The organism is Streptomyces sp. NPDC006610 (assembly GCF_040611575.1).
GTDB lineage: Bacteria > Actinomycetota > Actinomycetes > Streptomycetales > Streptomycetaceae > Streptomyces.
Genome location: NZ_JBEXOP010000009.1, coordinates 105,365 through 130,522, shown reverse-complemented (window position 1 = coordinate 130,522; position 25,158 = coordinate 105,365). Strand labels below are relative to the sequence as shown.

The following is a 25,158-nucleotide window of genomic DNA, read 5'->3' as shown; positions in this document are numbered from 1 at the left end:
GGCATGCCTCCAGCGGCGAACGGCCGCCGGCTCAGTGGGGTGCATCCGGCTCGTCCGCGTCCCGGCCATTGCCGTGCCAGTCGAGTATCAGCACCGTGGCGTCGTCGCTGAGGTTGCCATGGCACGCGTCGAGCACAGCGGTGGTCAGACTGCGGACGGCCTCTCTCGGGTGCAGCGAGCGGGTGTCCAGGGCGATCGAGGCCAGGTCGACGGCCGCGGCGCCGCGCTCCTGCATCCCGTCGGTGAGCAGGATCAGGCGGTCTCCGGGAAGCAGGTGCAGTTGTTGTACGCGGTAGGAGGTGGGCGCCGCCACGCCGAAGGGCAGATTGACCGCGAGTCTTATCTCCTCGACCGAGCCGTCGCGCAGCCGAAGGGGCCGCGGATGTCCGGCGTTGACCAGTTCGCAGAGCCCTGTTCCGAGCTTGACGCACAGCAGTTGCCCGGTGGCCAGGCCCCGGCTGTGCGCCAACAGGGCCTGGTGGGCGTGGTGAGCCTGCTTGAGCGCGTCGCACCCGCTGCGGCGCGCCCTGCGCAACGCACCGACGAGCAGGGTGGCCAGCAGAGCCGAGTTCGTGTCATGGCCCATGGCGTCGGTGATGGACAGGTGCAGCGTGTCGCGGTCGAGGGTGTAGTCGTAGGTGTCGCCGCCGATGTCGTCGGCCGGGATCAGGCCGGCCGCGAGGGTGAACTGGGCCGCCTCGCAGCAGGGGGACGAGGGAAGCAGCTGGTGCTGGATCTCGGCGGCCAGGCTGGTCTCGGTGGTGCGCCGGCCCAGGTGGTACAGGTCGGTGAAGCGGCGGTCCGTGACGATGATGTACGCCAGAGCGTGTGCGGCCTCGCGCACCTGACGGAGCACGGTGTCGTCGAGGGACTGCAGGGACACCTCCAGAACGCCGATGCAGTCGCCCCGGTTGGTGACCGGCGTGATGACGCGCCATCCGCCCTGCTCTTCAGGTTCCACGTGCTGGCGCTGACTGCGCAGAACGCTGTCGTAGACGCTGTCCCGCAGCTCGATCGGCCCGGAGTCGTCCGCGGCGTCGCCGCTGACCGCGGCGAGGCGCACCAGCCGCCGGCCGATGAGGTCGGCGAACAGGAAGGACACGCGCGCCGCACCGAACCGCTTCTGCAGGTCCCGTGCCACCACGTCGACGGACTCACCCGGCGGCGCCGCCTCCGCGGCGGCCAGCAGCTGACCCAGTTCCAGATCTCCACCCTGCACAGCGACCTCCCATCGACTGGCGCACCTTCTTCCCCGAGTCTCGGCAGCATCACCCCGACGGCCGTAGTGCCTGGTCAGTACGCTGGAGCAGGCACGGACCCGGGCGTGCCGGGCGGCGTCCGGGGAAGCGGGACGCCCGGCGCCCAGGGTCGTCGGCGGCGTCGCCGGGGACGGTGAAATGCCGGGGCGGTTTCCGGCGTCGGACGGCGGATCCGGGGCAGAGACAGGCAAAGGCGCATGGCCGCGGGACGGCCGTGCGGCTCGCTGGGCACGGGGACGGCCACCGGGGTGGGCCGGAACGAGGGGACAGGTGTCGCGTGGAGTGTTCGGGCGGGGATGAGCGAGGGCCGCTGCCCGCTTCGGCCGACGGTGACGTGTTCGCCGCCGACCGGGAGGTGGGCCGTGATCTCGCGCGCGTGGACTGGGCCGCCACTCCCCTCGGCCGACCGCGGGAGTGGCCGCAGAGCCTGCAGACGGCCGTCAGCATCCTGCTGTCCTCCCGGTTTCCCATGTGGATGGCCTGGGGCGAGCAGCTGACGTTCTTCTGCAACGCCGCCTACCGGCGCGACACCCTCGGCCGCAAGTACCCGTGGGCGCTGGGACGCCCGGCGAACGAGGTGTGGGCGGAGATCTGGGACGACATCGGCCCGCGCATCGAAGCGGTCCTCGGCACGGGCGAGGCCACCTGGGACGAGGGCCTGCTGCTGTTCCTGGAGCGGTCCGGCTACAGCGAGGAGACGTACCACACCTTCTCCTACAGCCCGCTGCGGGACGACACCGGTGACGTCGTGGGCATGCTGTGCGTGGTCAGCGAGGACACCGAACGGGTGATCGGCGAGCGGCGGATGGCCACGCTGCGGGACCTGGGGTCGGACCCGAGCGTGATCCGCACGGAGGAGGAGGTGCTGGCCTTCGCCGACCGGCAGCTGGCCGGTAACCGGCAGGACCTGCCGTTCACCCTCACCTACCTGTTCGACGGCGACGTCGCCCGGCTGTCCGGTGCGGCCGGTATCACGCCGGGCCATCCGGCCGCACCGGCCGAGCTGGAACTCGGCGACCCCGGCTCACTGTGGCCGGCCGCGGCCCTGGCCGGGGGCGAGACGGCCCTCGTGCCCCTGACTGCTGACCGCTTCACCGGTCTGCCCTGTGGGGACTGGCCCCGGCCGCCCGAGCAGGCCCTGGTGGTCCCCCTGCTGCAGCAGGGCAGCGCCCCCTATGGCTTCCTCGTCGCGGCGCTCAACCGGTACCGGGTCCTGGACGACAGTTACCGGGGGTTCGTCGAGCTCACGGCGGGACACATCGCCTCCGGCCTCGGCAGCGCCCGGAGCTACCAGGCGCAGCAGCGGCGGGCCGAGGAGCTGACGGAACTGGACCGGGCCAAGACCGCCTTCTTCTCCAACATCAGTCACGAGTTCCGCACCCCGCTGACGTTGATCATGGGGCCCGTGGAGGAGCTGCGCGGCCGGTTCGCCGACGGACCGGAGCCCGTGCGGCGGGAACTCGACACCATCCACCGCAACGGGTTGCGCCTGGGCAAGCTGGTCAACACGCTGCTGGACTTCTCCCGCATCGAGGCGGGGCGCATGCAGGCCCGCTACGAGCCGGTGGATCTCGCGGTGGTCACCGCGGAGCTGGCCAGCGTCTTCCGGTCCGCCGTGGAACGTGCCGGGCTGGCCTTCGACGTGGACTGCGAGCCTCTGGACGAGCCGGTGTACGTCGACCGCGGCATGTGGGAGAAGGTGATCCTCAATCTGCTGAGCAACGCGCTGAAGTTCACCTTCGACGGTTCGATCCGCGTCGGTGTGCGCCGGGAGGGTTCCTACGCCGAGGTCGTCGTCGCCGACAGCGGGGTCGGTGTGCCGGAGGCGGAGATGCCGCGGCTGTTCGAGCGGTTCCACCGCATCGCCGACGCCCGCTCCCGCTCCAACGAGGGCAGCGGCATCGGGCTGGCCCTGGTGCGGGAGCTGGTGGGTCTGCACGGCGGGGTGATCACCGCCGCGAGCAAGGAAGGGGAAGGCAGCGTCTTCACCGTCCGGCTGCCGTTCGGAACCTCTCATCTGCCTCCGGAGTACGTGGTGTCCCGGACGGGCGGCACCGCGGCCTCCGTCACCGTAGAGCCCTACGTGGAGGAGGCCCTGCGCTGGCTGCCGGCGGGTGACGCCGAGGCGGGCGCCCCGGCACGCACCGACGTGCACGCCGCCGTGTCCGGTCCGGGACCCGCCGCCGGCACCCGGGTGCTGGTGGCCGACGACAACGCCGACATGCGCGAGTACCTCGCCCGCCTCCTGACGTCCTCGGGATACGAGGTCACCGCCGTCACCGACGGAGTCGCGGCCCTCCGCTCGATCCGCCGTGAGACTCCCGACCTGGTCGTCAGCGACGTGATGATGCCGGGGCTGGACGGACTGGAACTGGTGGCACGGCTGCGCGGCGATGCGCGTACCGCGTCGGTGCCGGTGCTGCTGCTGTCGGCCCGGGCCGGGCAGGAGGCGTCGATCGAGGGCTTGCACGCGGGCGCCGACGACTACCTGGTCAAACCCTTCGCCGCCGCCGAGTTCCTGGCACGGGTGCGGGTGAACGTCGAACTGGCAAGGCTGCGCACCCATCACCTCCGCTGGCGGACGGCGCTGATCGACTCCCTCCAGGAGGCGTTCTTCGTCTGCGACGAGTCGGGGTCCGTCGTGGAGGTCAACTCCGCCTTCACCGACATCCTCGGCTACGGCCCCGAGGACCTGCCGTACGCGCCGGTCCACCCGTGGTGGCCGGACGCGGCCGACGACCCCGAGGCGCGCCGCCTTGCCGACGACGCCTTCGCCGGGCTGATGGAGCGTCCGCGGGGCTCGGCCACCGTGCCCGTCACCCACCGCGACGGGCATCGTCTCTGGGTGGCCGTCACCCACACCTGGGCGCAGGACCCCGACACCGGGCGCCGGGTCGCCGTCGGCACCTTCCGCGACGTGACCGCCGAGCACTACGCCGTCCAGCGGGAGACGGCGCTGGGCGCACTGAGCACAGCCCTGTCGAGGTCGGCCAGTGTGTCCGAGGCGCTGTCCGGCGCCCTCGCCGAGCTGAAGACCCTGTGGCACGCGCGGCGCGTGGTGGCGGCCGTCTTCGCCCACGGCGGCGTACCGGTCCTCACGTCCACGGACGCGGACCTGCGGTGGGAGGAGCTGCCGGCGGAGCGCCGGGAGGCACTGGCGGATCTGCGCGGCCGGACGCTGCTGACCCCGGTGGCCGACGGAACCGGCGCCGGGGTCCTGCTGGAACACCCCGACGGCCCGTTGGCCCTGTGGATCGATCTGGGCGAGCGCCGGCCCTTCACCTCCGAGGACCGAGTACTGCTCTCGCTGCTGGCCGGCCACCTCGCGCAGGGGCTGGTGCGGGCGCACCAGATCGACCAGCAGCGCGAGACCGCGATCGCGCTGCAGCGGGCCATCCTGGGTCCGGCCCGGCTCCCCGAGGGGTTCGCGGTGCGGTACGAGCCGGCCACCCGCCCGCTGGAGGTGGGGGGCGACTGGTACGACACCGTCGCGCTTCCGGACGGGCGGATCGGCATCGTGGTGGGCGACTGCGTCGGACGGGGCTTGGAAGCGGCCAGTGTCATGGGACAGCTGCGCAGCGCCTGCCGAGCGCTGATGCTGCAGGACCGCAGCCCGGCGCGGACGCTGATGGCGCTCGACCAGTTCGCCGCGAGCGTGCCGGGCGCGCTGTGCACGACCGTGTTCTGCGGTGTCCTCGATCCCTCGACGGGCGAGCTGACCTATTCCAGCGCAGGTCATCCGCCGGGCGTCCTCGCGCTCCCCGACGGCGCCAACAGGCTGCTGGACGGGGGGCGTTCGCTGCCCCTGGCGGTGCGGCCGGGCGTCCAGCGCCCGGAGGCCGCGTGCGTCCTGCCCGCGCGGGCCACACTCCTGCTGTACACCGACGGGCTCGTCGAGCGGCGTCGGCTCCCGTTGCACGTCGGGATCGACCGGGCCGGCGAGGCCGTGCAGGAGGGCCGCGACGCGTCCGTCGACGACCTCGCCACCAAGGTGATGTCGCGGCTCGCGCCCGCGGGCGGCTACGACGACGACGTGGCGCTGCTGCTCTACCGTCATCCGGCGCCGTTGGAGGTGTCCTTCCCCGCCGAGTCCGCCCAGCTCGCACCGGTCCGCAAGGCGCTGCGCGGCTGGCTCGCCCAGTGCGACCTGCCCACGGAAACCGTGCAGAACGTCCTCGTCGCGGCCGGGGAGGCGTGCGCCAACGCGATCGAGCACGGCCACCGGCACACTCCTGGGGATGCCGTGCGCCTGCGTGCCGAGGCGACCGTGGACACTTTGCGCCTGACGGTCGCCGACAGCGGACGATGGAAGGACCCGCAGCCCGGCCTCGCCCCCCATCGCGGCCGGGGCGTGGCCATCATGCGGGCGCTGATGCAGCAGGTCGCCATCACTCCCGGCCCGTGCGGAACCACCGTCGACATGCAGATGAGGATCGCTGGATGACCACTTCGCTCACCCTCGCGCCAGGACGGCGGCCCGACGGCACCGCCCGGCTCGCGGTCAGCGGCGAGATCGACATGAGCAACGCCGCCCTGCTCGCCGAGGCCCTCGACGGCGTTCCCGGTCCCCTCCTCCTGGACCTGACCGCCGTGGAGTACCTGGACAGCGCCGGACTGAGCGTGCTGTTCTCCCACGCCGACCGGCTGGAACTCGTCGTCCCGCCGCTGCTGGAGCCCGTTCTCGCCATTTCCGGTCTCGCCGGGCTGGTCGCCGTCCACGGCGTCGACGAGGTGCCGGGACCGTGACCGCCGCCGTGGAGACGACCACGCGCGAGGCCCGGACAACCGCACGGGGAAGGGTGAGCGCGTGACCGGTCTGCTCGGGCTGTCCGTCCGGTACCACGAGGACCGCACCGCGGTCGTCGGCGTCATCGGTGACGTGGACCTGCACACGGCGCGCTCCCTGCGCGCGTACGCCACGAACGCCGTGGGACGGGACGCCCCGCACCTCGTCCTGGATCTGGCGGGAGTGGACTTCGTCGACTCGTCCGGTCTGAGCACGCTCATCGCCCTGCTGCACGCGACGCAGGCGGCGGGCGGTTCGATCCGTCTCGCCGGTGTCCCGGACCGGCTGGCGCGCATGGTGACCATGACCGGCGTCTCCGAGTTGCTGCCCGTCCATGCCACGGTGGCCGACGCTCTGGCCGTCCGGGCCGCCGAGGACGCGCCGGACGGCCCCGGCGGCGAACCCGCGGCGTCGGGTTGAGGCGACGCCCGGCGATCCGCAGTCCCGCCGTGCGCGGCGGGTCCCGGTAACGCCGTGTGAATTGCGCGGGAGGGACTGACGGCCGGCTGGGTACTGGACCGGCGCGCCGGCTCCGCACGTCCCCCCTTCACGTCGTGCACGACCGCGTCGGCCCCGTCGCGGTGCGCAGCCTGGGGACGTCTCCCCTGGACGACGGGGAGCCTGCGGCCGGCCACCACGTCCGCACATCGCGGGGCACCCGGTGGACGGGGCCGCTCCTCACGAGCGCCGCCGCACCCTTCCGCCCCCATGCGGCAGACGAGCGGGCGACGGCCCACGCCGTCATCGCCGCCGTGTCCTGACCGCTCGCCGGAGCGCCGTCACTCGACGGCCGACGCGACGCATGCCGTGCCGTCCGGTCGGCCGAGACCGCGCCGGGCCGCTTCACGGGCGCGGTCTCGGGGGTCCCCGTACTGATGGTCACCATCACGACCGGAAGGGCTTCGACGGTGACGCCCACGGCGGAGGCCGCGCCACGGACGTCGACGAGCCGCTCGTCCCACCCGCACCATGGTGTTCCGGGTCATCCCTCGCCCTGTCCGACGGGACGGTCTGCGCCTCCCGTCACGACGGGCGGGCCGCCCCCTGGCGGGACCACCGCCCGCTGACCGTGGCGGCAGTGCACGATCCGGTCGGCGAGTCCGGCCCGGTCGGCCTCGGCGAGGAAGTCGTCGAGCGGCGAGCGGAAGACGGTGTAGTCGCCGTAGTGCACCGGCAGGATCAGCCGCGGGTCCAGACGGCGGGCGAGGTCCGCCCCCTGGCGCCCGTCCATGGTCACGACGAAGCCGCCGGGCAACCTCGTGCCGCCCAGGTGCAGCACGGCCAGGTCCGGCACGGGGCAGCGGCGGGCGATCTCCTCCAGGCCGTCGAAGAGCAGGGTGTCTCCGGAGATGTAGAGGCGGTGCCGCGGGGGTCCGTCGACCGGGCCGAACTCCAGCAGGCTGCCCATCACCGGTGGCAGGAGCCGCCGGAGGGCCGGGTGGCCGGCGTGGCGACCCGGCAGTGCGGTGACCCGGACCTGTGTGCCCGTGCGCCGGACGGTCTCCTCCTGCCAGGTGCGCAACCCCACGGCCCGGTGGAACCCGTGCACGCCCTGCAGCCGCCGGGAGGCGTGCGGGGTGGTGAGAACGGGCAACGAGCGGGGCAGATGGCGCCTGGCACGCCGGTCCCAGTGGTCGCCGTGCAGGTGGGACAGGAGCACGGCGTCGAGTGAAGGCAGGTCGCGCGGGTCGAGGGCGGGCTCGGTGAGACGCCGGCTGACCAGTCCGTAGCCGAGGTGGGCGTACTGCCCGCGGTGGAGGAAGTTCGGGTCGGTGAGCAGAGTCAGTTCACGGTACCGCAGCAGCAGGGTGGCGTTGCCGATGAAGTGGATGTGCAGGGAGTCGTCGAGGGACGGATCCATGGACGTGATCCCCTCCGAAGCGGTCATGACCTCGTTCGGACCCGGTGGCCCCGGTCCTCTGCGGAGTACCCCTCGGCCGGCCGCTCACCCGTGGGCCGGGCTCTCGCGGGCCTCCTCACCTGCCCGGTCACCGGTGCCACGGGGCGAGGGCGAGTCCGCCCCCGTGCCGCCCTTCGAGCCGCCCTTCGAGCCGCCGCGGCACGGTCGCCTCTTCCGCCAGGGGGGTGCCGGGCGGGTGGGCGACCGCCCTGGCGGCCCTCCGTGCGACGTCTGGAGCAGGGGGCGTGCACGTCGCGCGCGAAGGCGACGGGGTGCTTCCGCGTGCGCCCCCGATACGGCGCGAAACGGCTGGACAGTGAGGTCCGGGCCTCACATGATCGAGGTTGCCCGATCACGGCGCTCGACATCCTGTTCCTCCACAGAAGGCGGTGCCCGTGAAGTTCAGTTATGCCATGCTCCCCGACTACCCGCTCGCCGAGTCCCTGGAGTCCATCCGGCTCGCCGACGAACTCGGCTTCCACGCCTGCTACGCCGCGGACGAGACCTGGCACAAGGACCTGTGGCTGCTGTTCGCCGCGGCGGCCGGACAGACCAGCCGGATCCGGCTCGGTCCGAGCGTCTCCCCCGTGACGCTGCGCGAACCGACGCTGATCGCGCAGGCCCTCGCCACGCTGGACGAGCTGACCGGCGGACGCGCGGAAGGCGTCCTGTCCAGCGGCAACTTCGGTCTGCTCGCCCAGTACCGCATCGACTGGGCTCGTACCAAGCCCTTGTCCCGCGTCAAGGAGGCGCTGCACGTGATGCGCACCTTCCTCGACGAGGGGGCCATCACGCACGACGGTGAGTTCTTCTCCTACGACGGCCTGTTCACGTTCGCCCGCCCGGTGCAGGAGCGTCTGCCGCTCAAGCTGGGCGCGATGCGCGGCCCCAAGTCCTTCGAGGCGGCGGGTGAGTTGTCGGACGGCTGCCACCATGCCCTGAGCTACACCCGTGAGGCGTACGACTACGCCGTACGGCACATCCGGGTGGGCGCGGAACGCGCGGGCAAGGACTGGCGGACGCTGGACATCGGCGCGTGGGTGGTCTTCGCGACCGGCCCGGACTCCGCGGTGGCCAAGGAGGCGGCGCGCAGCATGGTCGGCATCTACGCGTCGTCCATGCCGGAGGAGCAGCTGCGCCGCAACGGCGTGGACCCGGCCGAGCTGAAGCCGGTCATCGACGCGATCGGCGCGGGAGATCTGGCCCGGGGCATCGAACTGACCTCCCCGGAGGTCGCCGAGCGGCTGTCGGTCTCGGGCACGCCCGAGGAGTGCCTGGAGAAGATCCAGCAGGACATCGCGCCCAGCGGCGTGAACCACATGATCTGCGCGGTCACCGATCGCGCCCTGGTCAAGGCGTTCACCGGCCGCGACCTCGCGGAAGCCGCCGACGTCGACACCCAGTTGCGGCTGATCAGCGAGCGGATCATGCCGGCGTTCGCCTGATCCGGGTGTTCGACGGGCAGGAAGCCACTCCGTCCGGTCGGGCCGACGTCCCGGCACGCCTCTTCCTCGCGTGGCGGGGACGCCGTCCCGCTCGACGGCATCCCCTTCCCTACCGCAGGCAGCCCGCGATCGGCACACGCCCCCGCAGCAGCCTCACCGGGCCGGAATGGGCTGGGTGAGGTTGACCGGGTTGCCGTCGGGGTCCTTGATGTGGGCGACTCGCTGTCCCCACGGCATGTCGTTGGGGCCGCCGCTGACCGAGCCGCCCAGGGCCTCCACCCGGCCGAGCGTCGCGTCGACGTCGTCGACGCCGATGCTGAGCAGGATCCGCGGCGCCGCCCCGGCCGCCGCGTCCTCCTTGGCCACCAGCCCGAGGTCGGTGTCGCCGATGCGCAGGCCGAGGTAGAAGGCCGGGCCCTGCGCCGGTACCCGGAAGATCTCCTCGGCGCCGAACAGTTCCGTGTAGAAGCCGACCAGGACGTCCTGGTCGGCGGTCAGGATCACGGGCTGGATGGTGGACATGGCACTCCTGTCGAGAACGGTCGTGTCAGCGGGTAGACCGTTCGAGGACGGTGAACTCATCGTGGCTGACCCGATCCGTGGAGTTCGGCACATCGATCGCCACGGGCGGTCCCACCGAGGAGGGCGGTTCGACGAGTCACATGACCGTTGCCGACTCCTGACCTCGACGCCCCCGGCCCTGGCGTCAGCAGACGGGAACGCCGGGGAGCTCGTTGTCCGGTGAGCTCATGTAGATGTTGGTGACGTAGCCGCCGTACAGGGGCAGATAGGCCCACCAGTCGTTGGAGTAGGGCGGCACCTCGACCCGCTGGCCCTGCTTCTGGCAGCCGACCAGCACCTCCACCCCCGCGGGGAGCCGGGTGAGCGTGGTGGAGCCGGTCGTCGCGTCGGCGCGGACACGGACCTCCGAACCCCAGGTGCCGAACCAGGTCCCCGTCCGCTCGACGCCTGCGGTGACATCGAGGGAACGCACCAGCCGGTTCACGTTCGTGTACGCTGCGCCGAACGTCGTGGTCTGCGGTTGCAGGGTGTAGACGGCGACGATCGAGCGGTCGTCGGCGCCGACGGTGCCGGTGGTGTGCAGCGCCCTCTGCGTGAGGTCCACGTCGGCCGACCGGGCCGCGTTCTTCGTCGTCCCCGCCACGGTCGCGGACGTGTCGGTGCAGTCTCCGGCGGTCCCGAAACCGGCCCAGCCCTGCTTCACGGCCCACGGCGCCTCGAACGTCGCCGGAATCCCGAAACGTTGGTCGAAGCCGTCCGTGCCGCACCGTGTGGACCGCCGCAGGTTCCCCATGACGAGGTCACGGACGGGGGCCGGAGCGCTGTCGAGGATCCAGCGGTAGATCCGCACGGTGTCGGCCGCCGACAGCGCGGTGTAGCCCCAGACGTCGGGGTGGCCGGCGGGCGGTCCCGCGGTGTCCACGAGTCCCAGACGCGCGATCATCCGGTGGACGATCGCCGAGCCGCCGTTCGCCGACCAGTAGTGGCCGGCCGCGGCGTCGTCACTGCTGCGCAGCATCGCGTCGAACCGTGCCCGGTCGGTTGCCGTGAGGGTGTACTGCGGGCCCCTGTTCCACAGGTGGTCGAGCGCGATGAGCACTTTGACCACGGAGGCGGACCTGAACTGCAGGTGCGCGTTGTGCTGTTCGGTGAAGGTGTTCGTCCGGCGGTCGTAGACGGCGACTCCCGCCGTCACTCCGGGCGGCGCCTGCACGGTCGCGGACCGCGAGTCGTCGGCGTGCACGTCGGCCGCGGCTGCGCCGACGAGGGTGGCCAGCAGGATCAGCCACCCCATGACGTGGGCGAGCCTGCTGCGCACGGGCACGGGCATGGGTCTCTCCCCGGTGTCGGTGTGCTGGATGTGCGCGGCCCGCGGTCCGCGTGGTCTGCGCGGTGTGGTCCGTCCCGGGCCCGCCGTTCACCCCTGATGCTCGCTGTCGTGGTCCCGACCGGGCAACCTTTTCGGTCCTGCTCGAAATGGTGTGGGTGCGAGGCCCCGATGTGCGATGCCGTGAAGCTCGACGCAGAGCCACGCACGGAGGGACAGCGGCATCCGCCCGGCGGATCACGTGGCCTCTTGCTCCACCTGCGGTGCGTTGTCCACGCAGCAGCGGACGAAGTCCTGGACCACGGGACTGGCGTCGTCGGAGGGGGCCCATGCGACGCCGGCCCGGCTGGGGCTGACGCCGCTGACGGGGCGGTAGACGATGCCGGGGCGGGCGTGGAAGCGGGCGGCGGACGCGGGGGCCAGGGCCACGCCGTAGCCGTTGGCGACGGCGCTGAGCCAGTCGTCCGGCCGGTCGGCGACGGCGCCGACGCGCACCGGGCGGCCCTCGCGTTCGTCGGCGGCCAGCCAGTGGTCGCGCCACCGGCCCGACTCCGGCGGGGCGGCCACGAACGGCTCGTCCCACAGGTCCCGGAAGGGGATCACCTCTGCCGCGGCCAGGCGGTGTCCGGCGGGGAGGGCGACCCAGCGGGGCTCGGTGAACAGGGTCACCGTGCGCAGCGTGTCCTGGCCGGGGAAGGGCAGCCGCAGCAGGGCCACGTCGACGACCCCCTCGGCGAGCCCGGCACTCGGATCCGACCAGGGTCCTTGCCGCATCTCCACCCGCCAGTCGGGCCGGCGCCGGGTGAAGTCCTCGACGATGCGCACCGTCGCCTCGTTGGCGGCGCTGGCCAGGAAGCCGACCCGCAGCACACGGGCCGCGCGCCCGTCCGCGCGCCGGGTCTCGCGCAGTGCCAGGTCCCAGTCGGCCAGCAGGGCGGGGGTCCGCTCCCGCAGGGCCCGGCCCGCCTCGGTGAGCGCCATGCCGGTGCGCGAGCGCGTGAACAGGCGTACTCCCAACCGGGTTTCCAACTGCTTGATCTGTTTGGTCAGCGCCGGCTGGGACACGTACAGCCGCTCCGCGGCACGGGTGAGGGTTCCTTCCTCGGCCACGGCGACGAAGTAGCGCAGGAGGCGCGTGTCCACGTCCATGCCGTCAGGTTATGGCCGCAGGTATTGGACGCCGCCAGAGGGGCCCGGAAGGCTTGCCACGGTGAGCGGGAGGCGGGCCCCGCCCTCGCTCACCCTCCTCGCCGATCGCCCGGCACCGAGCACTCCACCGAAAGCGAGTCCCCTTCCGTGTACGCCGTCTACGTCGCCGTCACCGCCGTCACGATGCTGGCCAATGCCGGGATCGCCCTCGCGGATCTCGCGCGGGCCGAGTTCGTCCTCGCCAACTCCGCGGAGGTGGGGCTGCCGCAGTCCTGGCTGCCGTGGCTCGCCGCCCTCAAGGCCGCGGGAGCCGTCGGGCTCGCGCTGGGGCTGATGGGCGCCACGGTCGTCGGCGTCGCCGCCGCGGCCGGTCTCGTCCTGTTCTTCGTCGGCGCGGTCGCCGTGCACGCCCGGGCTCGCGTCCACCACAACATCGCGTTCCCCGGCGCCTACCTGGGGCTGGCCGTCGCGTCGCTCGTCCTCGCCGTCGCACGGTAGGTCCGCAAGGCGGCGCAGCCGAGGTCGGCTCGCGGTGACGGGGCTAGACGGTCGTGGACCGCGCCGACAGCCGGGTCCGCGCCCGTGCGGTGAGCCCGTCCACCAGGGTGTCGGCCACCGTCGCGATCCGGGGCACGACCGCTGCCAGCGAGCGAACGATCTGCGCGGGCCACAGGTGGTTCTCCAGCACGCGCTCCGTGCCCCGGCGGCGGATCTCGGCCGCGTCCTTCGCGGGCAGGGCGAGGACGGCCCGCAGAACGTCCGCGAGATGCTCCGCGTCGCCGGAGCGGTGCACGAACGCGTCGACGCCGTCGCAGACCTGTTCGACGAAGCCTCCGGAGTCCGAGACGACGAGCAGTGCTCCGGCGTCCCGGGCCAGCAGCCGGGCCTCCATCGGGATGATGCCGCACGGTTCGTTCTCGGCCGAGAGCACACAGGCCCGCGTGCGCGGCCACTGCAGCAGGGAGGCCATCAGTTCCCGGTCGTGGGAGACGGGGAGGGTGCAGGGCACGCCGGTGCGTTCCGCGAGGGCGGTCAGCGCGGAGTTGTCCGGGTGGCTCATGGCCACCGCGTGCACCCGCCCGTCGAGCAGCGCCGCCGCCCGCAGCAGCAGATCGTGCCGCTTGTACGGAACCGCCCGGCCGAAGGTGACGACGAGATCGCGGTCGAGGGGGACGCCGTGCCGCGCGAGGACCTCGCGCAGCCGACCCTCGGGGCGGCGTCCGTACCAGGGGTCGGCCGGGTCGACGCCGTTGCCGACCGGGGTCAGGGTGTCGTCGCGGGCGCCGTACTCGGCCCTGAGATGGGCGCCCATGTAGTCGCTGATCACCCCGACGCGTGCTCTGCCGCACACCTTCGGCCAGTGGACGGCGAGCGACTCGGCCATCAGGCGCTCCGGGTTGGGCAGCGGCAGTTCGTGCAGCAGCGCGCTGGAATGCGCCACGTACACCGCGGTCAGGTTTACACCGGCGGCCTCGGCCTGCAGGAGGGAGTAGACGGGGGTGAGGACGAAGGGGGTTTCGTGGCAGAAGGCCACGGTGACGTCGTGGCGCGCCGCCAGGTCGAGGAGCACTCCCGCGGCGGCGGCCGAGGACACCTGCCAGTTGTGGTAGTCGCCGAGGGGAGGCACGCCCCAGGAGCCGCGCGCCTCGCGGCCCGTGGTGTAGTTGGGCACGCGGTGGAAGGTTCCGCCGGCCGCCGTGATGCGGCCGGACCACTCGGCCGCCGCCACCGGGTCGTAGCGGGGATGATCGGGCCCGTACGCCAGTTCCACGAAGTGCGGCACGAGGTCGACGCCGTGGTCGGCGAGGGCGGATGCCACGGCCGGGAGGGTGGAGATCTGGCCGCGGATCACCGTGCCGATTCCGCCGTAGAAGACCTGTATTCCCTCGAAGGCGAGGTGCACGACGCCCACCGAGAGGCGGCCGGTGGGGGACGGCTCCCTCCCGGACGGGCGCGGGCTTGTCGACAAGGGGCACATAGGGGTACGTCTCCATGTCTTCGTCGATGGGCGTGCGTGTGCCGCCCGTGATCGGGCCGGAGCCGTGAAGCGTCAGCGGGCGGCGGTGTCGGTCGGCGTTTCGGCGTGGGCGGACCGCTGCCGCGTGAGTCTGTGGAACAGCCGCGCGGTCGGCGTCATCTGCATGACCGCCGCGGCCACCACCGCCAGCGCGACGGCGAGCGAGGTCCGTTCGGCCAGTGCGCCCACGGCCGGCGGTCCCACGACGAAGCCGACGTACGCGATTCCCGAGACGAAGGCGATCTCCCGCTCACCGCCGGAGCCGTGCGCGGCGCGGCCCAGCGCCCCGGCCTGTCCGAGGGCGATCGGGAAGACCAGGGCGAGGCCGAGACCGGCGAGGACGAAGCCCGCGAAACTGAGACCGGCCCGGGGGGCCGCGGCGGCGATCAGGTACCCGGAGCCCGCCAGCAGGCCGCTCGCGGCCAGCAGGGTGTGCGCGCCGGCCCGGCGTTCGATCCGGTCGCCGGCCAGGCGGGCCACCGCCATGGCGATGGAGAACGCGGAGTAGCCGATCGCGGCCGTGGACTCGGCCAGCCGGTGCTCGGTGACCAGGAAGATCGCCGTCCAGTTCGCCGCGGCGCCCTCTCCGACCGCCGAGCAGAAGGCGATCGCCGCCAGCAGCCACAGGGCGCGGTCGCGGGCCGGGGACCGCTTGGGGGCGGACGCGTCGGGCGCCTGCGGGTCGGCCGTCTTCAGGGAGTCGGGCAGGGGGCGGGCCACCGCGGCGATCGCCCCGAGCCCGAGGAGGGACACCAGGACGAAGTGCGGGCCCGGCCCCCGGTCCAGTCCGGCCGCCACGGCGGCGCTGCCCGAGCCCAGCAGGCCGCCGATGCTGAACGCCGCGTGGAAGGACGGCATGACCGGGCGCCGCAGCATCTCCACGACGTGCACGGCCAGGACGTTCTGGGAGACGTCGAGGTGCCCTACCACGAATCCGATGAGGAACAGGCTCGCCGCCAGTTCGGCCGCGTTTCGTGTCAGGGACAGCAGGGGCAGCAGACAGCAGACCAGCGCGGCGGAGAGCAGCGTGACGCGGCGTGCTCCCCATCGGGCGCAGAAGCGGCCGGAGAGCTGCGCTCCCGTGGTCAGGCCGATCGTGACGCCGACCAGTGCGAGCCCGAGGAGGCCGGTTCCGGCGCCGACCTGGTCCGCGAGGGCGGGCAGGCGGCCCACCCAGGAGCCGTAGACGAATCCGTTGACGATGAAGATCACAGCGACTGCGATCCTCGTCACACGCACAGGGGAACTCCCTCCGGATGCCGGAAGAGGCGCGATGCGTCGCGCGAGCCCGGGGTCGGCACGGTCGGACGGCCTTGGGCTCGCGTCCAGTTGAGCACGGTACGAACGAGGGCCGGAAGCGACTTCGGCACTATGACCGGAATATTGCGGTGGCTCCGGGATGTCCCCCCTGATGACGACGCGGTCTGCTGCCGACGGGGCGACGACCGGCACGCAGGCGTGGGTGCCCCGGTCACCGGCTCAGATGCGCGCGGAGCAGGGACAGGGACGCGAGCGTGAAGCCGTCGGTGACGGGGAACGGGCCGCGCAGCAGGAGAAGGCGGTCCAGGTCGGCCACGCGGCGGGCGCGGATGTCGTCGGCGGGACGATGGTCCTCGGCCGCCGTGAGCTGTTCGTCGCTCACGTGCGCGAGGAACACGTGCACCCGCTGCGGGCTGAGGCCCGGCACCGCCCGGTACGCGCCGCACGGTTCGAGGCGCGAGGCGGTCATGCCGGTCTCCTCCAGCAGTTCCCGCCCGGCGGCCCGGTCGGGGGTCTCGCCGGCGTCGATGCCGCCCATCGGCAGTTCCCAGGACAGCTCGCGGGTCGGGAACCGGTACTGCTGCAGCAGCAGGGTGCGCCGGGCCGGGGACACCGGGACGATCACCACGCTGTGGTCCCGGTCCACCACGCCGTAGGTCTTCGGCTCGCCGTCGACGGTGTAGTGCTCCTCGCGCACGCGCAGCCATCGGCTCTCGTACACCGTCCGCACCCGGTGGGGTTCGGGCCGCTGCGTCTCCTGCGCCGTCCCGCGGTTCTCCGTCATGCGCGGTCCTCCTTCGCGCCCCGGGCGGCGGGCGCCGCCGCGCGGGCCGCGAGCGAGACGGCCGCGATGAGCGCGGCCAGCAGAGCGAAGCCGACGGTGGGGCTGGCGACTTCGGCGATGACGCCCATCAGCGGCGGTCCCGCCAGGAAGCCGAGGAAGCTGAGGGCGACGACCTGGGCGAGCGCCCGGTCGGGGTCGGTGCCCGGCACGTTGGCGGCCGCGCTGAAGAGGATCGGGATCAGGCCGGACAACCCCAGGCCGAGCACGGCGAAGCCCGCGATGCCCGCCGCCGTGGTGCCCGCGAGCAGGGCGAGGGCCATGCCGGCCGCGCCCAGACCGGCGGAGACCCGCACCACGCGCACGGGCCCGAAGCGGGCCACGAGGCGGTCTCCGGTCAGTCGCCCGGCGGTCATCATGGCCGCGAAGGCCACGTACCCGGCCGCGGCCAGGCCGTCCCCGGCGCCGGTCACGTCCTTGAGGTAGATGGCGCTCCAGTTGGCGGTCTCGCCCTCGGCCATGAGGACGAAGAAGCCGAGCACGCTCAGCAGCAGGACGGGTCCACCGGTCCGGCGGCGGGGCGCCGCCGCGCCGTGCCGCGCGCCGTCGTGGTCGCCGTGGCCGTCGGCCGGCCGGGGCAGCAGGAAGCGGGTGGCGACGAGCGCGCACAGGGTCCCCGCCAGGCTCACGGCCGCGAAGTGCCACCGCGGGTCCACGTCCCGGTGTGCCGCCAGCCCGCCCAGGCCGGCGCCCGCCATGCCGCCCATGCTGTAGAAGGCGTGGAACATGGCCATGATGGGGCGCCCGTAACGGCGTTGCAGCACGGCCCCGTGGGCGTTGGACGCGACGACGAGGCTGCCCTGGGAGAGACCCAGCGGGATCAGCAGCGCGAACAGCGTTCCCGCGCCGGCCGCGAAGGCCGGCGGCAGCAGGCACAGGCAATACAGCGCAGCCCAGCCTCGGGTGACGGCCGAGCTGCCGAACCGGGAGACGAGGCGGCCGGTGAGATTGGTGCCGGCCAGGAAGCCCACCGGCGGCCCGAGCAGGGCCAGGCCCAGCATCGCGTCGGACAGGCCCAGATCCGCGCGCAGCGTGGGGATCTGCGGCATCCAGCTCGCGTAGACCAGCCCGTTGACGAAGAAGACGGCGATGAGCCCCGCTCGCGCGCGGCGCACGCGTGGCTCGTGCGGGGCCGCGTCGCGGGCCGGCGAGTCGTGGGCGACCGGTTTCATACCCTCCCCATCGCGTGGAACGTCCAGCCCGCGGACCGCCAGACGGCGGGGTCCAGCGTGTTGCGGGCGTCGATCAGTATGCGCCGGGCCACAAGCCCTTCCAACGACCGCGGCGCCAGGGACCGGAACTGCGGCCACGGCGTGGCGAGGACCACGGCGTCCGCGCCCTTGACCGCCTCGGCGAGGCCGGACGGACGGGTGAGGTCCGGCCGGGCGCGCCGCGCGTTGTCGGCGGCGACGGGGTCGCAGACGACGACGTCGGCGCCGTCGTCGGACAGGCGCTGGGCGATGGCCAGCGACGGCGAGTCGCGCACGTCGTCGGAGCCGGGCTTGAACGCGGCGCCCAGGACGGCCACCCGGATCCCGACCAGCGTGCCGCCGACCGCGCGCTTCACCCGGTCGGCGACCCGGGTGCGGCACCGCAGGTTGATGTCGTCGACCTGGCGCAGCAGACCGGCGCAGCCGTGGCTGCCGCTCTCGTCGGCGACGGCGGCCAGCGCCCGCAGGTCCTTGGGCAGACAGCCGCCGCCGAAGCCGGCGCCGGCGTCGAGGAAGGACCGGCCCAGCTCCGCCATGCAGGCGGCGTGGGTGGCGCCGAGGTAGCCGGTGCCGATGACGGTCAGGCGCATCTCTTCACCGCCGGTCATGACGGGTACGACTCCTTGACTTCGCCGATGGTGGGGTCGATGCCGGGACCGGCGCCGGTGTCGTGGGACAGTGCCTGACGCAGCACGGGTTCGACCTGGGCCCGCAGGGCGGCGTTCGCGTACGCCACCCAGGCCACGTCGGTCACGGTGTCCAGGGGGGCGTCCAGCGGGCCGCCGGCGGCGTCGGTGACGATCACTCCGGCCTCGCGGGCGATCAGCTCGGTGCACAGGTCGTAGGGGCGGGCGCACAGGCCGTGTCCGCCGGGGCCGGCGGAGACCAGCGGCCTGAGATCGGCCACCCAGCGGTCGTGTCCGGCCATCAGCTCGTACAACTGGCCGCCGCTGGAGATGTACTGGTCCTCGAACGCCTGGGCCTTGCCCGGCCGGGGAAGGCCCAGGAGTCGCTCGTACACGAAGTCGTCGATGGCGGCGAGCCGTTGCCGGCCGCCGGGGACGAAGCGGGCCAGGCCGCCGAAGCCCTGGGCGACGGTGGTGGCGCGCGAGGGCCGCAGCCGCAGGGGTGCGCTCCGGCCGGTGAGCCGGTCGAAGCGCTCGGCCCGGCAGCCGTGGCCGCGGCGCGCCCACAGGACGTCGCCGAGGTGCTGCTTGGGCAGGGGGATCTCCGTCTGGACGGCCAGTTCGATGTCGGCGAGGGTGGGCGTCCGGCCCCGGACGGGGGCGACTCCGGTCAGGATCCAGGCGCTGCGCTTGTGGTACATGAGCCCACGGGTGCCGTCGACGGGGTCGACGACGACCACCACCTCGGGCGGCCGTGAGCCGCCCGCGGGGAGTTCGATCCCGGGTTCGGGGACGCCCTCGGCGATCAGGCGCAGCGGCCAGCGCTCGGCGATCGGCGCGAACAGACGGGCCAGTCGTTCCTCGCCGATCCGGTCGAGGGCGAAGACGGTGTCCCCCTCGCCGTCCGCCACGACCGCGCTCAGCTCCTCGACCGGGGCGCTGTCGCTGGCCGCGAGGACGGCGGCGCGCAGCTCGGCGTGGACCGCGCGCAGGGCGTCGAGCAGGGCGTCGCTGTCACGGATCACCGGTGCGCCTCCCGGCCCCACAGGTCCAGGAAGAGCAGCGCCCACAGCAGTCGGCTGTGGTCCACGCCGCGTTCGTGCTCGGCGACGAGCCGGCGCGTCACCTCGCGGTCCAGGGTGCGCCCCGCCCAGCTGTCGCCGCCGAGCAGCGCGTCGTGCAGCAGATCGTGCCAGGGGCCGCGGAACCAGTCGGCGAAGGGCAGCCAGAACTTCTGCTTCTTCTTGACGAGGGTCTCCTGCGGCAGGACTCCCGCGAGCGCCGCCTTGACGAACGCCTTGTCGGCGAGTCCGCCGCGTTTGCGTCCGGCGGGGACGCGCGCCATCTCCCGCATCAGCTCGCCGTCCATGAAGGGCAGCACGACGCGCAGTCCGGCTCCGCGGGCCAGCCGGGTGTCCTTGACGTACACGCCGTGCACCATCCAGGTGCGCCACTGGCCCACGTGCACCCGCTCGAAGGGGTCCCGTGCGGCCTGCGCGCGATAGCACTCCTCCAGCACGCCGTACGGCAGATCCGGGTCGACGCCCAGGCCGCGGAAGAACTCGGCGCGCAGGGGGGCGGGCGCGAGGCACGTCTTGCCCAGGTACGTCCGGGCCAGCGCGGCGGGTTCGGCGGGCAGGACCAGTTCCTCGTCGCCGTCCCGGGTGCGGGGGAAGCCCATGATCTCGTCCCCGCCCTCGCCGGTGACGAGGACGTCGTGCCCGTCGGCGGCCACCCGGTCGTACAGGAAGTGCTGGGCGAAGATCGCCCGGTCGCCGTGCGGGGACTCGAAGCGGGCGGCGATCCCGGCCACGGTGCCGGCGTCCGCGGGCCGGATCCGCAGGAGGTGGTGGTCCAGGCCGAAGTGGCGGGCCACCGTGGCCGCGTAGCGGGACTCGTCGAACTCCGGGTCCTCGAAGGACGCCGTGTACGCGGTCGCCCGGATGCCGAGGCGCCGTGCGAGGACGGCCACGTTGGTGCTGGTGTCCATGCCCCCGCTCAGCAGGCAGGCCACCGAGCCGGCGTCGCGCAGGCCCGTGCGCAGGGCGGCCTCGACGCGGTCGAGGCAGACGGCGCCGATCTCGGCGAGGACCCGGGGGTCGTCGGTGGCGGGCTCGGACGGGCTGCCGTCCGCGGCGGGCAGCGGGGTGCCCGGCACTTCCCCGGGCGGGCCCTGGGGGCCGATCTCCAGGTGTGCCCCGGCGCGCAGTTGGCGGATGCCGCTCCAGATCGTCCAGGGCGCGGGCACGTACTGGAAGGCCAGGTACAGGGCGAGCGCCTCCGGGTCGGGTGACGGCGCGGCCCCGGTGAGCCGGGCGCGGGCCCGGGCGAGCCACGCCAGGTCGGTGCCCACGAGGACGTCCTCGCCGATCCGGCAGTAGTGGACCGCCGGTACTCCGGCGGGATCGGGCCGCACGGTCACCGTGCCGTGCGGCCCGTGCTCCACGTCCACCTCCAGGCGGTGGTTGGCGGAGGTCACCGGCAGGGCGATGCGGGTGCCGTCGGGCGTGGCGGCGTGCTCGGCCGGCCCGGCGCCCGTGTGGAGGAGCAACGCTCCGCGGCCTGGGCCGAGTTCGATGACGTGATGGTCCTTCTCTTGGCTCGCCTCGACGGCGCGGGGGCCGCGGGCGAGCAGGAAATCGGTCATGTCAGCTCCGGATGCCGGACGGAGACGGGAGGTGGGTGGAGCGGGGAGGCGGAGGCGGTTCTCGGACGGCGCTGCGGCCACGTCCGTTTCCCGTCAGTTCGCCGCCGGCCTCGGCCGGGTCGAGCCCGTGCTGGAACAGCAGGCTCCACACGGCCCACTGGACCACTTGCCAGGAGGTGCGCGAGAACTCGTCGTGGGACGACGCCTGCCGGGCCGCCGTGGACCATGGCGCCGGCTGCGGCTGCGGCATGTCCTCGACGATCTCCCGGGCCCGTCGCACCACGGGGCTGAGCGGGCCGGCCAGCCAGACGGCGACCGCGGAGGGGAAGCCGACCTTGTCCGTGCGGCGGCCGATCCGCTCGGGCAGCAGGTCGGCGAACGCCCGCCGCATGACGTACTTGGTCAGGACGCGCCCGTCCGGTGTGCGCCGCACCTTCAGCGCGTCGGGCAGGCGGTACGCGAACTCGACCAGCCGGTAGTCCATGAACGGCGCCCTGCTCTCCACGCCGAAGCGCATGTTGAGCCGGTCGTCGGCGCGCAGCAGGGGCGGGAGGCTGATGGCCATGTCGGTGGCGGCGAGGCGGTTCAGCGGGGACCTCTGCGTGGAGAACAGCTTGTCCACCACCGCCAGTCCCTCGGCGCCGGGGCGGGGGGAGCGGTTGATCAACGCGTAGTAGACGGAACTCTCCGACGGCCCCGCCGTCCCGAGCCGGTCCAGGAGCGGGGCGTACGAGGGGTACTGGGCCCGGAGCAGGGAGGGCCGGTCGCGGGCGAGGAAGGCGGCGTGCCGCGTGTACCCGCCGAGGTACTCGTCGAGTCCCAGCCCGCTCAGCATGATCCGCAGCCCCTGGGCCGACGCCTCCTTGCTGAGCAGGTACTGGGAGAACGCCGCCAGCGTGGTGACCGGGAAGTCAAGGGTGGCGACCAGGTCCACGAGTTGGGTGACGAAGGCCGTCGGGTCCGGGGTGACCGTCTGGCAGGCGATGCCCAAGTGGTCGCACAGGGACCTGAGATAGGGCCGCTCGTCGGTGTAGGTCCGGTCGGTGACGACGGCGGAGAACAGCGCGTCGGGCCGCGCGAGGCAGGCGATCACGGACGAGTCGAGGCCGCCGCTGACGTAGACGCCGTAGCCGAGATCGGTGTGCGTGCGGACGCGTACGGCGTCCTCGGCCAGTTCCCTGAAGGTGTGCACGGCCTCCGCCTCGTCGATCGGTTCGACGGGGAAGTCCTCCAGACAGTAGTAGCGGTGCAGGACGACGGCGCCGGTACGGTGGTCCACCCGCAGATAGTGGCCCGGCGGGACTTCGAGGACGCCCTCGAAGGGCGTCTGGAAACCGACGCCGGTCTCGAAGTCCGGATAGGTGGGTTCGAGGACGAGCCGCGCCGGTACGGAGGCCAGGCAGCGGGCCTCGGAGGAGAAGCGGAGCAGGTCGTCGTCGCGGGTGTAGTACAGGGGCTTCACGCCGAAGCGGTCCCGGATCAGATAGGTCGCCGTGTCGTCCCGGGCGCAGATGGCGAACATGCCGTTGAACCTGCCGAGACAGGTGATGCCCCACTCCTCGAAGGCGTGGGCCAGCACCTCGGAGTCCGAGGAACCGGTGAAGCGGTGGTGGCCGGGCAGGTCTGCGCGGACGTCACGGTAGTTGTAGATCTCGCCGTTGAAGGCGACGATCCGGCGCGGTCCCCGGCAGTCGACGCTCACGGGCTGACTGCCCGACTCTCCGCCCACGATGCTGAGGCGACAGACGCCCACGCTGATCCCGTCGTACGACCTCAGGCGGGTCTCGTCCGGGCCGCGGTGCTGCTGCCCCCTGAGCAGATCGAGTACATGGCCGCTCAGCGGGCGGCGGGTCCGGCCGGGGAGCCCGGACGGCGCAAACAGTTCGGAGGGTCCGGCCGACACCGCCGAATCAGGTGAGCCGGGTGGTCCAGGTAATCGAGGTAAGAGGGAAAGGGCTCCCGCTATGCCGCACATCCTGAGAACTCTCCTTCGTCTGTCCACAACTGTCACAGCATCAGCGCGTGGAAGTGCTGGGCATCGGAGGGTCTGGAGGGAAGGGTCGGGGAGGTGCCACGCCCGATGGTGTGGTGATCCGGGGGATCGCTCCGTCGGCAGGCTAGGCACCGCGAGATCGGAAGCGCAACGCCAGGTTTGCGCCACTTTGGCGCAGATGCCGTACATATCCCCCGTTCCGTCTTCCCCGGCCGCGCTCCGCAGACCGGTGACCGCGACCCGCACGACGAAACACCGACCGGGCGGTCGCGGACGCCTGTGAGGTTCTCGGATTTCTCTTGATCCCCAGCGCCCGGCGTGACCTGGGACATACCCTTTTGGCACCCGATGTGCCTAGCTTGAGCGACAGCTCTCGCTCACAGCCCGCGGCATCGGGTGCACGTCACCCCGATCGCCCAGGAGATCCATGCGCCCCCGAATTCCCTCCGCCTCCCGGATAGCCTCCCTCCCGCCCGTCGCCCTGGCGGGCGGTGCGCTGACCGTCGGCATCGGCGGGCTCTATCTCGCCGGGCTGCTGGTCACCGGCGGTGAGATCGAGGCGGGGACGACGGTGCGCGGGGTGGACATCGGGGGCCTGAGCCGTGCGGAAGCCGCCAGGAAGCTGGAGGAGCGCCTGGTGGCGGCCGGCCCGCGGCAGCTGCCGGTGCAGGTCGGCGACCGCACGGGCGTGATCGATCCCCGGCAGGCCGGGCTCGGCTTCGACATCCCGGAAACCCTCGACCGGGCGGAGTCCACCGGCGTCGATCCGGTCAGTGTGATCGGCGGGCTGTTCCGTTCGGGCGGCGCCGTCGAACCGGTCGTACGGATGGACGAGGACAGGGCCCGGGCCGCCCTCGGAAAGCTGGCGAGGACGCTCGACCAGAAGGCCCGCGACGGCGCCGTCTCCTTCGACGACGGCCGCATCGTGCAGACCGCCGCGCGCACCGGATACGCGCTGGACGTGGACGCCGCCGCCGACGCCCTGCGCGACCCCTTCCTGCGCGGCGCGACCGGGTCGGTCACGGTGCTGCCGGCCCGCGAGACCGGACCGAAGGTCACGGCGGAGGAGGTGCGGCGGGCGGTGCGCGAGTTCGCGCGGCCCGCGATGTCGGCGCCGGTCACGCTCACCGCGGGCGGCAGACGGTTCACGCTCACCCCGGCCGCGCTCGGCGAGCACCTGACCCTGCGGCCGGACGGCTCCGGCAGGCTCACACCGCGGCTCGACGCCAAGGGCCTGCGCGCCGCCCCCGCGGTGGCGGACGCCCTGAACGACCTCCCCGCCACCCCCCGCGACGCCCGGCTCGGCCTGGAGGGCGACAAGGTCGTCGTGACCGCCGACGAGCAGCCCGGCATCGAGGTCACCGACAAGGCCCTGGGCAAGGCCGTCCTGCCCCTGCTCACCAAGTCGGGGGCCGCCCGCGCCGGCGAGGTGCCCGTACGGCGGATCCAGCCGGAGATCACCCGTGACAACGCGGCCCGGCTGGGGCTGACGGAGAAGATGTCCTCCTTCACCGTCCACTTCGAACCGGCCCCGTACCGCACGACGAACATCGGCCGGGCCGTGGAGCTGATCAACGGCTCCCTCGTGATGCCGGACGAGACCTGGAGCTTCAACCGGACCGTCGGTGAGCGCACCGAGGCCAACGGCTTCGTCGAGGGCATCATGATCCTCGGCGGCAAGTACACCAAGGCGCCCGGCGGCGGTGTCTCCGCCGTGGCCACGACGGTGTTCAACGCGATGTTCTTCGCCGGGGTGAAACCGGTCGAGTACGGCGCCCACTCCTTCTACATCGAGCGCTATCCCGAGGGCCGCGAGGCCACGGTCGCCTGGGGAAGCCTCGATCTGCGGTTCGCCAACGACTCCGGCAAGGCCCTCTACATCCAGGCGGAGTCCACGGACACCTCGGTGACCGTCACCTTCCTCGGTACGAAGAAGTACGACGAGGTCGCCTCGGTCAAGGGGCCGCGCACCAACGTGCAGGAGCCCGAGACGCGGGTGAGCACCGACGAGAAGTGCGTGCCGCAGACCCCGCTCGAGGGCTTCGACGTCACCGTGGAACGGGTCTTCCGCGACGGCGGCCGGGAAGTGCGGCGCGAACCGTTCCGCACCCGCTACACCCCGCGCGACGAGATCACCTGCGAACAGGCCCCGGCCGACCACCCCTGATCCCGTGG

Annotated in this window: 19 protein-coding genes; 6 read left to right on the top strand and 13 right to left on the bottom strand. The window is 72.9% G+C overall.

The annotated features are described in order from the left end of the window. Positions 1 to 31: 31 nt before the first annotated feature. On the bottom strand, positions 32 to 1,219 hold the full coding sequence (locus ABZY13_RS10085) for a PP2C family protein-serine/threonine phosphatase (RefSeq protein WP_356628724.1): 1,188 nt from the start codon (positions 1,217 to 1,219) through the stop codon (positions 32 to 34). 374 nt (positions 1,220 to 1,593) lie between these two features. Here ABZY13_RS10085 and ABZY13_RS10080 point away from each other — a divergent pair, with 374 nt between their 5' ends. The 3 genes from ABZY13_RS10080 to ABZY13_RS10070 all read left to right on the top strand — a co-directional run bounded on the left by ABZY13_RS10080 (position 1,594) and on the right by ABZY13_RS10070 (position 6,465). Further along, positions 1,594 to 5,703: a SpoIIE family protein phosphatase gene (locus ABZY13_RS10080; protein WP_356628722.1), complete on the top strand. Its 4,110-nt coding sequence runs from the start codon at positions 1,594 to 1,596 to the stop codon at positions 5,701 to 5,703. Continuing rightward, positions 5,700 to 6,005, top strand: a complete 306-nt coding sequence (locus ABZY13_RS10075; RefSeq protein ID WP_356628720.1) for an STAS domain-containing protein — start codon at positions 5,700 to 5,702, stop codon at positions 6,003 to 6,005. The genes ABZY13_RS10080 and ABZY13_RS10075 overlap by 4 nt, the downstream gene beginning before the upstream one ends. 61 nt (positions 6,006 to 6,066) lie before the next feature. Continuing rightward, complete coding sequence (locus tag ABZY13_RS10070; protein ID WP_356628718.1) at positions 6,067 to 6,465, top strand: STAS domain-containing protein; 399 nt, start codon at positions 6,067 to 6,069, stop codon at positions 6,463 to 6,465. 562 nt (positions 6,466 to 7,027) lie between these two features. On the opposite strand, the gene ABZY13_RS10065 is transcribed toward ABZY13_RS10070, so the two are convergent. After that, complete coding sequence (locus tag ABZY13_RS10065) at positions 7,028 to 7,906, bottom strand: MBL fold metallo-hydrolase (protein ID WP_356628836.1); 879 nt, start codon at positions 7,904 to 7,906, stop codon at positions 7,028 to 7,030. Positions 7,907 to 8,340: 434 nt separating this feature from the next. Between ABZY13_RS10065 and ABZY13_RS10060 the strand changes: the two genes are divergently transcribed. Continuing rightward, complete coding sequence (locus ABZY13_RS10060; protein WP_356628716.1) at positions 8,341 to 9,390, top strand: LLM class flavin-dependent oxidoreductase; 1,050 nt, start codon at positions 8,341 to 8,343, stop codon at positions 9,388 to 9,390. Positions 9,391 to 9,543: 153 nt separating this feature from the next. On the opposite strand, the gene ABZY13_RS10055 is transcribed toward ABZY13_RS10060, so the two are convergent. The 3 genes from ABZY13_RS10055 to ABZY13_RS10045 all read right to left on the bottom strand — a co-directional run bounded on the left by ABZY13_RS10055 (position 9,544) and on the right by ABZY13_RS10045 (position 12,388). Further along, positions 9,544 to 9,912 (bottom strand): VOC family protein, encoded by a 369-nt coding sequence (locus tag ABZY13_RS10055; protein WP_356628714.1) that lies wholly within the window; start codon positions 9,910 to 9,912, stop codon positions 9,544 to 9,546. A 184-nt stretch (positions 9,913 to 10,096) separates the two neighbouring features. Continuing rightward, positions 10,097 to 11,242, bottom strand: a complete 1,146-nt coding sequence (locus ABZY13_RS10050) for a hypothetical protein (RefSeq protein ID WP_356628712.1) — start codon at positions 11,240 to 11,242, stop codon at positions 10,097 to 10,099. A 234-nt stretch (positions 11,243 to 11,476) separates the two neighbouring features. Further along, a complete protein-coding gene (locus ABZY13_RS10045) occupies positions 11,477 to 12,388 on the bottom strand; it encodes a LysR family transcriptional regulator (RefSeq protein WP_356628710.1) in 912 nt (303 codons plus the stop codon). A 147-nt stretch (positions 12,389 to 12,535) separates the two neighbouring features. Here ABZY13_RS10045 and ABZY13_RS10040 point away from each other — a divergent pair, with 147 nt between their 5' ends. After that, complete coding sequence (locus tag ABZY13_RS10040) at positions 12,536 to 12,886, top strand: DoxX family protein (protein WP_356628708.1); 351 nt, start codon at positions 12,536 to 12,538, stop codon at positions 12,884 to 12,886. A gap of 43 nt (positions 12,887 to 12,929) precedes the next feature. On the opposite strand, the gene ABZY13_RS10035 is transcribed toward ABZY13_RS10040, so the two are convergent. The 8 genes from ABZY13_RS10035 to asnB all read right to left on the bottom strand — a co-directional run bounded on the left by ABZY13_RS10035 (position 12,930) and on the right by asnB (position 22,965). Beyond that, positions 12,930 to 14,357, bottom strand: a complete 1,428-nt coding sequence (locus tag ABZY13_RS10035) for a glycosyltransferase family 4 protein (RefSeq protein ID WP_356628706.1) — start codon at positions 14,355 to 14,357, stop codon at positions 12,930 to 12,932. Between the two features lie 81 nt (positions 14,358 to 14,438). Further along, positions 14,439 to 15,638, bottom strand: a complete 1,200-nt coding sequence (locus ABZY13_RS10030; protein ID WP_356628704.1) for an MFS transporter — start codon at positions 15,636 to 15,638, stop codon at positions 14,439 to 14,441. Positions 15,639 to 15,876: 238 nt separating this feature from the next. Then, on the bottom strand, positions 15,877 to 16,449 hold the full coding sequence (locus ABZY13_RS10025; protein WP_356628702.1) for an NUDIX hydrolase: 573 nt from the start codon (positions 16,447 to 16,449) through the stop codon (positions 15,877 to 15,879). Continuing rightward, a complete protein-coding gene (locus tag ABZY13_RS10020) occupies positions 16,446 to 17,678 on the bottom strand; it encodes an MFS transporter (protein ID WP_356628700.1) in 1,233 nt (410 codons plus the stop codon). Before ABZY13_RS10020 ends, ABZY13_RS10025 begins: the two co-directional genes overlap by 4 nt. After that, on the bottom strand, positions 17,675 to 18,325 hold the full coding sequence (locus ABZY13_RS10015; RefSeq protein ID WP_356628698.1) for a UDP binding domain-containing protein: 651 nt from the start codon (positions 18,323 to 18,325) through the stop codon (positions 17,675 to 17,677). The genes ABZY13_RS10020 and ABZY13_RS10015 overlap by 4 nt, the downstream gene beginning before the upstream one ends. Further along, entirely contained in the window at positions 18,322 to 19,368 is a 1,047-nt protein-coding gene (locus tag ABZY13_RS10010) for a hypothetical protein (protein ID WP_356628696.1), read from the bottom strand. Before ABZY13_RS10010 ends, ABZY13_RS10015 begins: the two co-directional genes overlap by 4 nt. Continuing rightward, the gene (locus tag ABZY13_RS10005; protein ID WP_356628694.1) at positions 19,365 to 20,990 is read right to left on the bottom strand and encodes an asparagine synthase C-terminal domain-containing protein; all 1,626 of its coding nucleotides are present in this window, start codon (positions 20,988 to 20,990) and stop codon (positions 19,365 to 19,367) included. Before ABZY13_RS10005 ends, ABZY13_RS10010 begins: the two co-directional genes overlap by 4 nt. A 1-nt stretch (position 20,991) precedes the next feature. Beyond that, a complete protein-coding gene (gene asnB / locus ABZY13_RS10000) occupies positions 20,992 to 22,965 on the bottom strand; it encodes an asparagine synthase (glutamine-hydrolyzing) (protein ID WP_356628692.1) in 1,974 nt (657 codons plus the stop codon). Between the two features lie 445 nt (positions 22,966 to 23,410). Between asnB and ABZY13_RS09995 the strand changes: the two genes are divergently transcribed. Further along, a complete protein-coding gene (locus ABZY13_RS09995) occupies positions 23,411 to 25,150 on the top strand; it encodes a VanW family protein (RefSeq protein ID WP_356628690.1) in 1,740 nt (579 codons plus the stop codon). Positions 25,151 to 25,158 lie beyond the last annotated feature (8 nt).

Coding starts and splice junctions, on each gene's coding strand:
- ABZY13_RS10020 (WP_356628700.1), bottom strand. CDS start 17,678: ATGAAACCGGTCGCCCACGACTCGCCGGCCCGCGACGCGGCCCCGCAC.
- ABZY13_RS10055 (WP_356628714.1), bottom strand. CDS start 9,912: ATGTCCACCATCCAGCCCGTGATCCTGACCGCCGACCAGGACGTCCTG.
- ABZY13_RS10045 (WP_356628710.1), bottom strand. CDS start 12,388: ATGGACGTGGACACGCGCCTCCTGCGCTACTTCGTCGCCGTGGCCGAG.
- ABZY13_RS10075 (WP_356628720.1), top strand. CDS start 5,700: ATGACCACTTCGCTCACCCTCGCGCCAGGACGGCGGCCCGACGGCACC.
- ABZY13_RS10005 (WP_356628694.1), bottom strand. CDS start 20,990: ATGACCGATTTCCTGCTCGCCCGCGGCCCCCGCGCCGTCGAGGCGAGC.
- ABZY13_RS10015 (WP_356628698.1), bottom strand. CDS start 18,325: ATGACCGGCGGTGAAGAGATGCGCCTGACCGTCATCGGCACCGGCTAC.
- ABZY13_RS09995 (WP_356628690.1), top strand. CDS start 23,411: ATGCGCCCCCGAATTCCCTCCGCCTCCCGGATAGCCTCCCTCCCGCCC.
- ABZY13_RS10050 (WP_356628712.1), bottom strand. CDS start 11,242: ATGCCCGTGCCCGTGCGCAGCAGGCTCGCCCACGTCATGGGGTGGCTG.
- ABZY13_RS10025 (WP_356628702.1), bottom strand. CDS start 16,449: ATGACGGAGAACCGCGGGACGGCGCAGGAGACGCAGCGGCCCGAACCC.
- asnB (WP_356628692.1), bottom strand. CDS start 22,965: ATGTGCGGCATAGCGGGAGCCCTTTCCCTCTTACCTCGATTACCTGGA.
- ABZY13_RS10065 (WP_356628836.1), bottom strand. CDS start 7,906: ATGGATCCGTCCCTCGACGACTCCCTGCACATCCACTTCATCGGCAAC.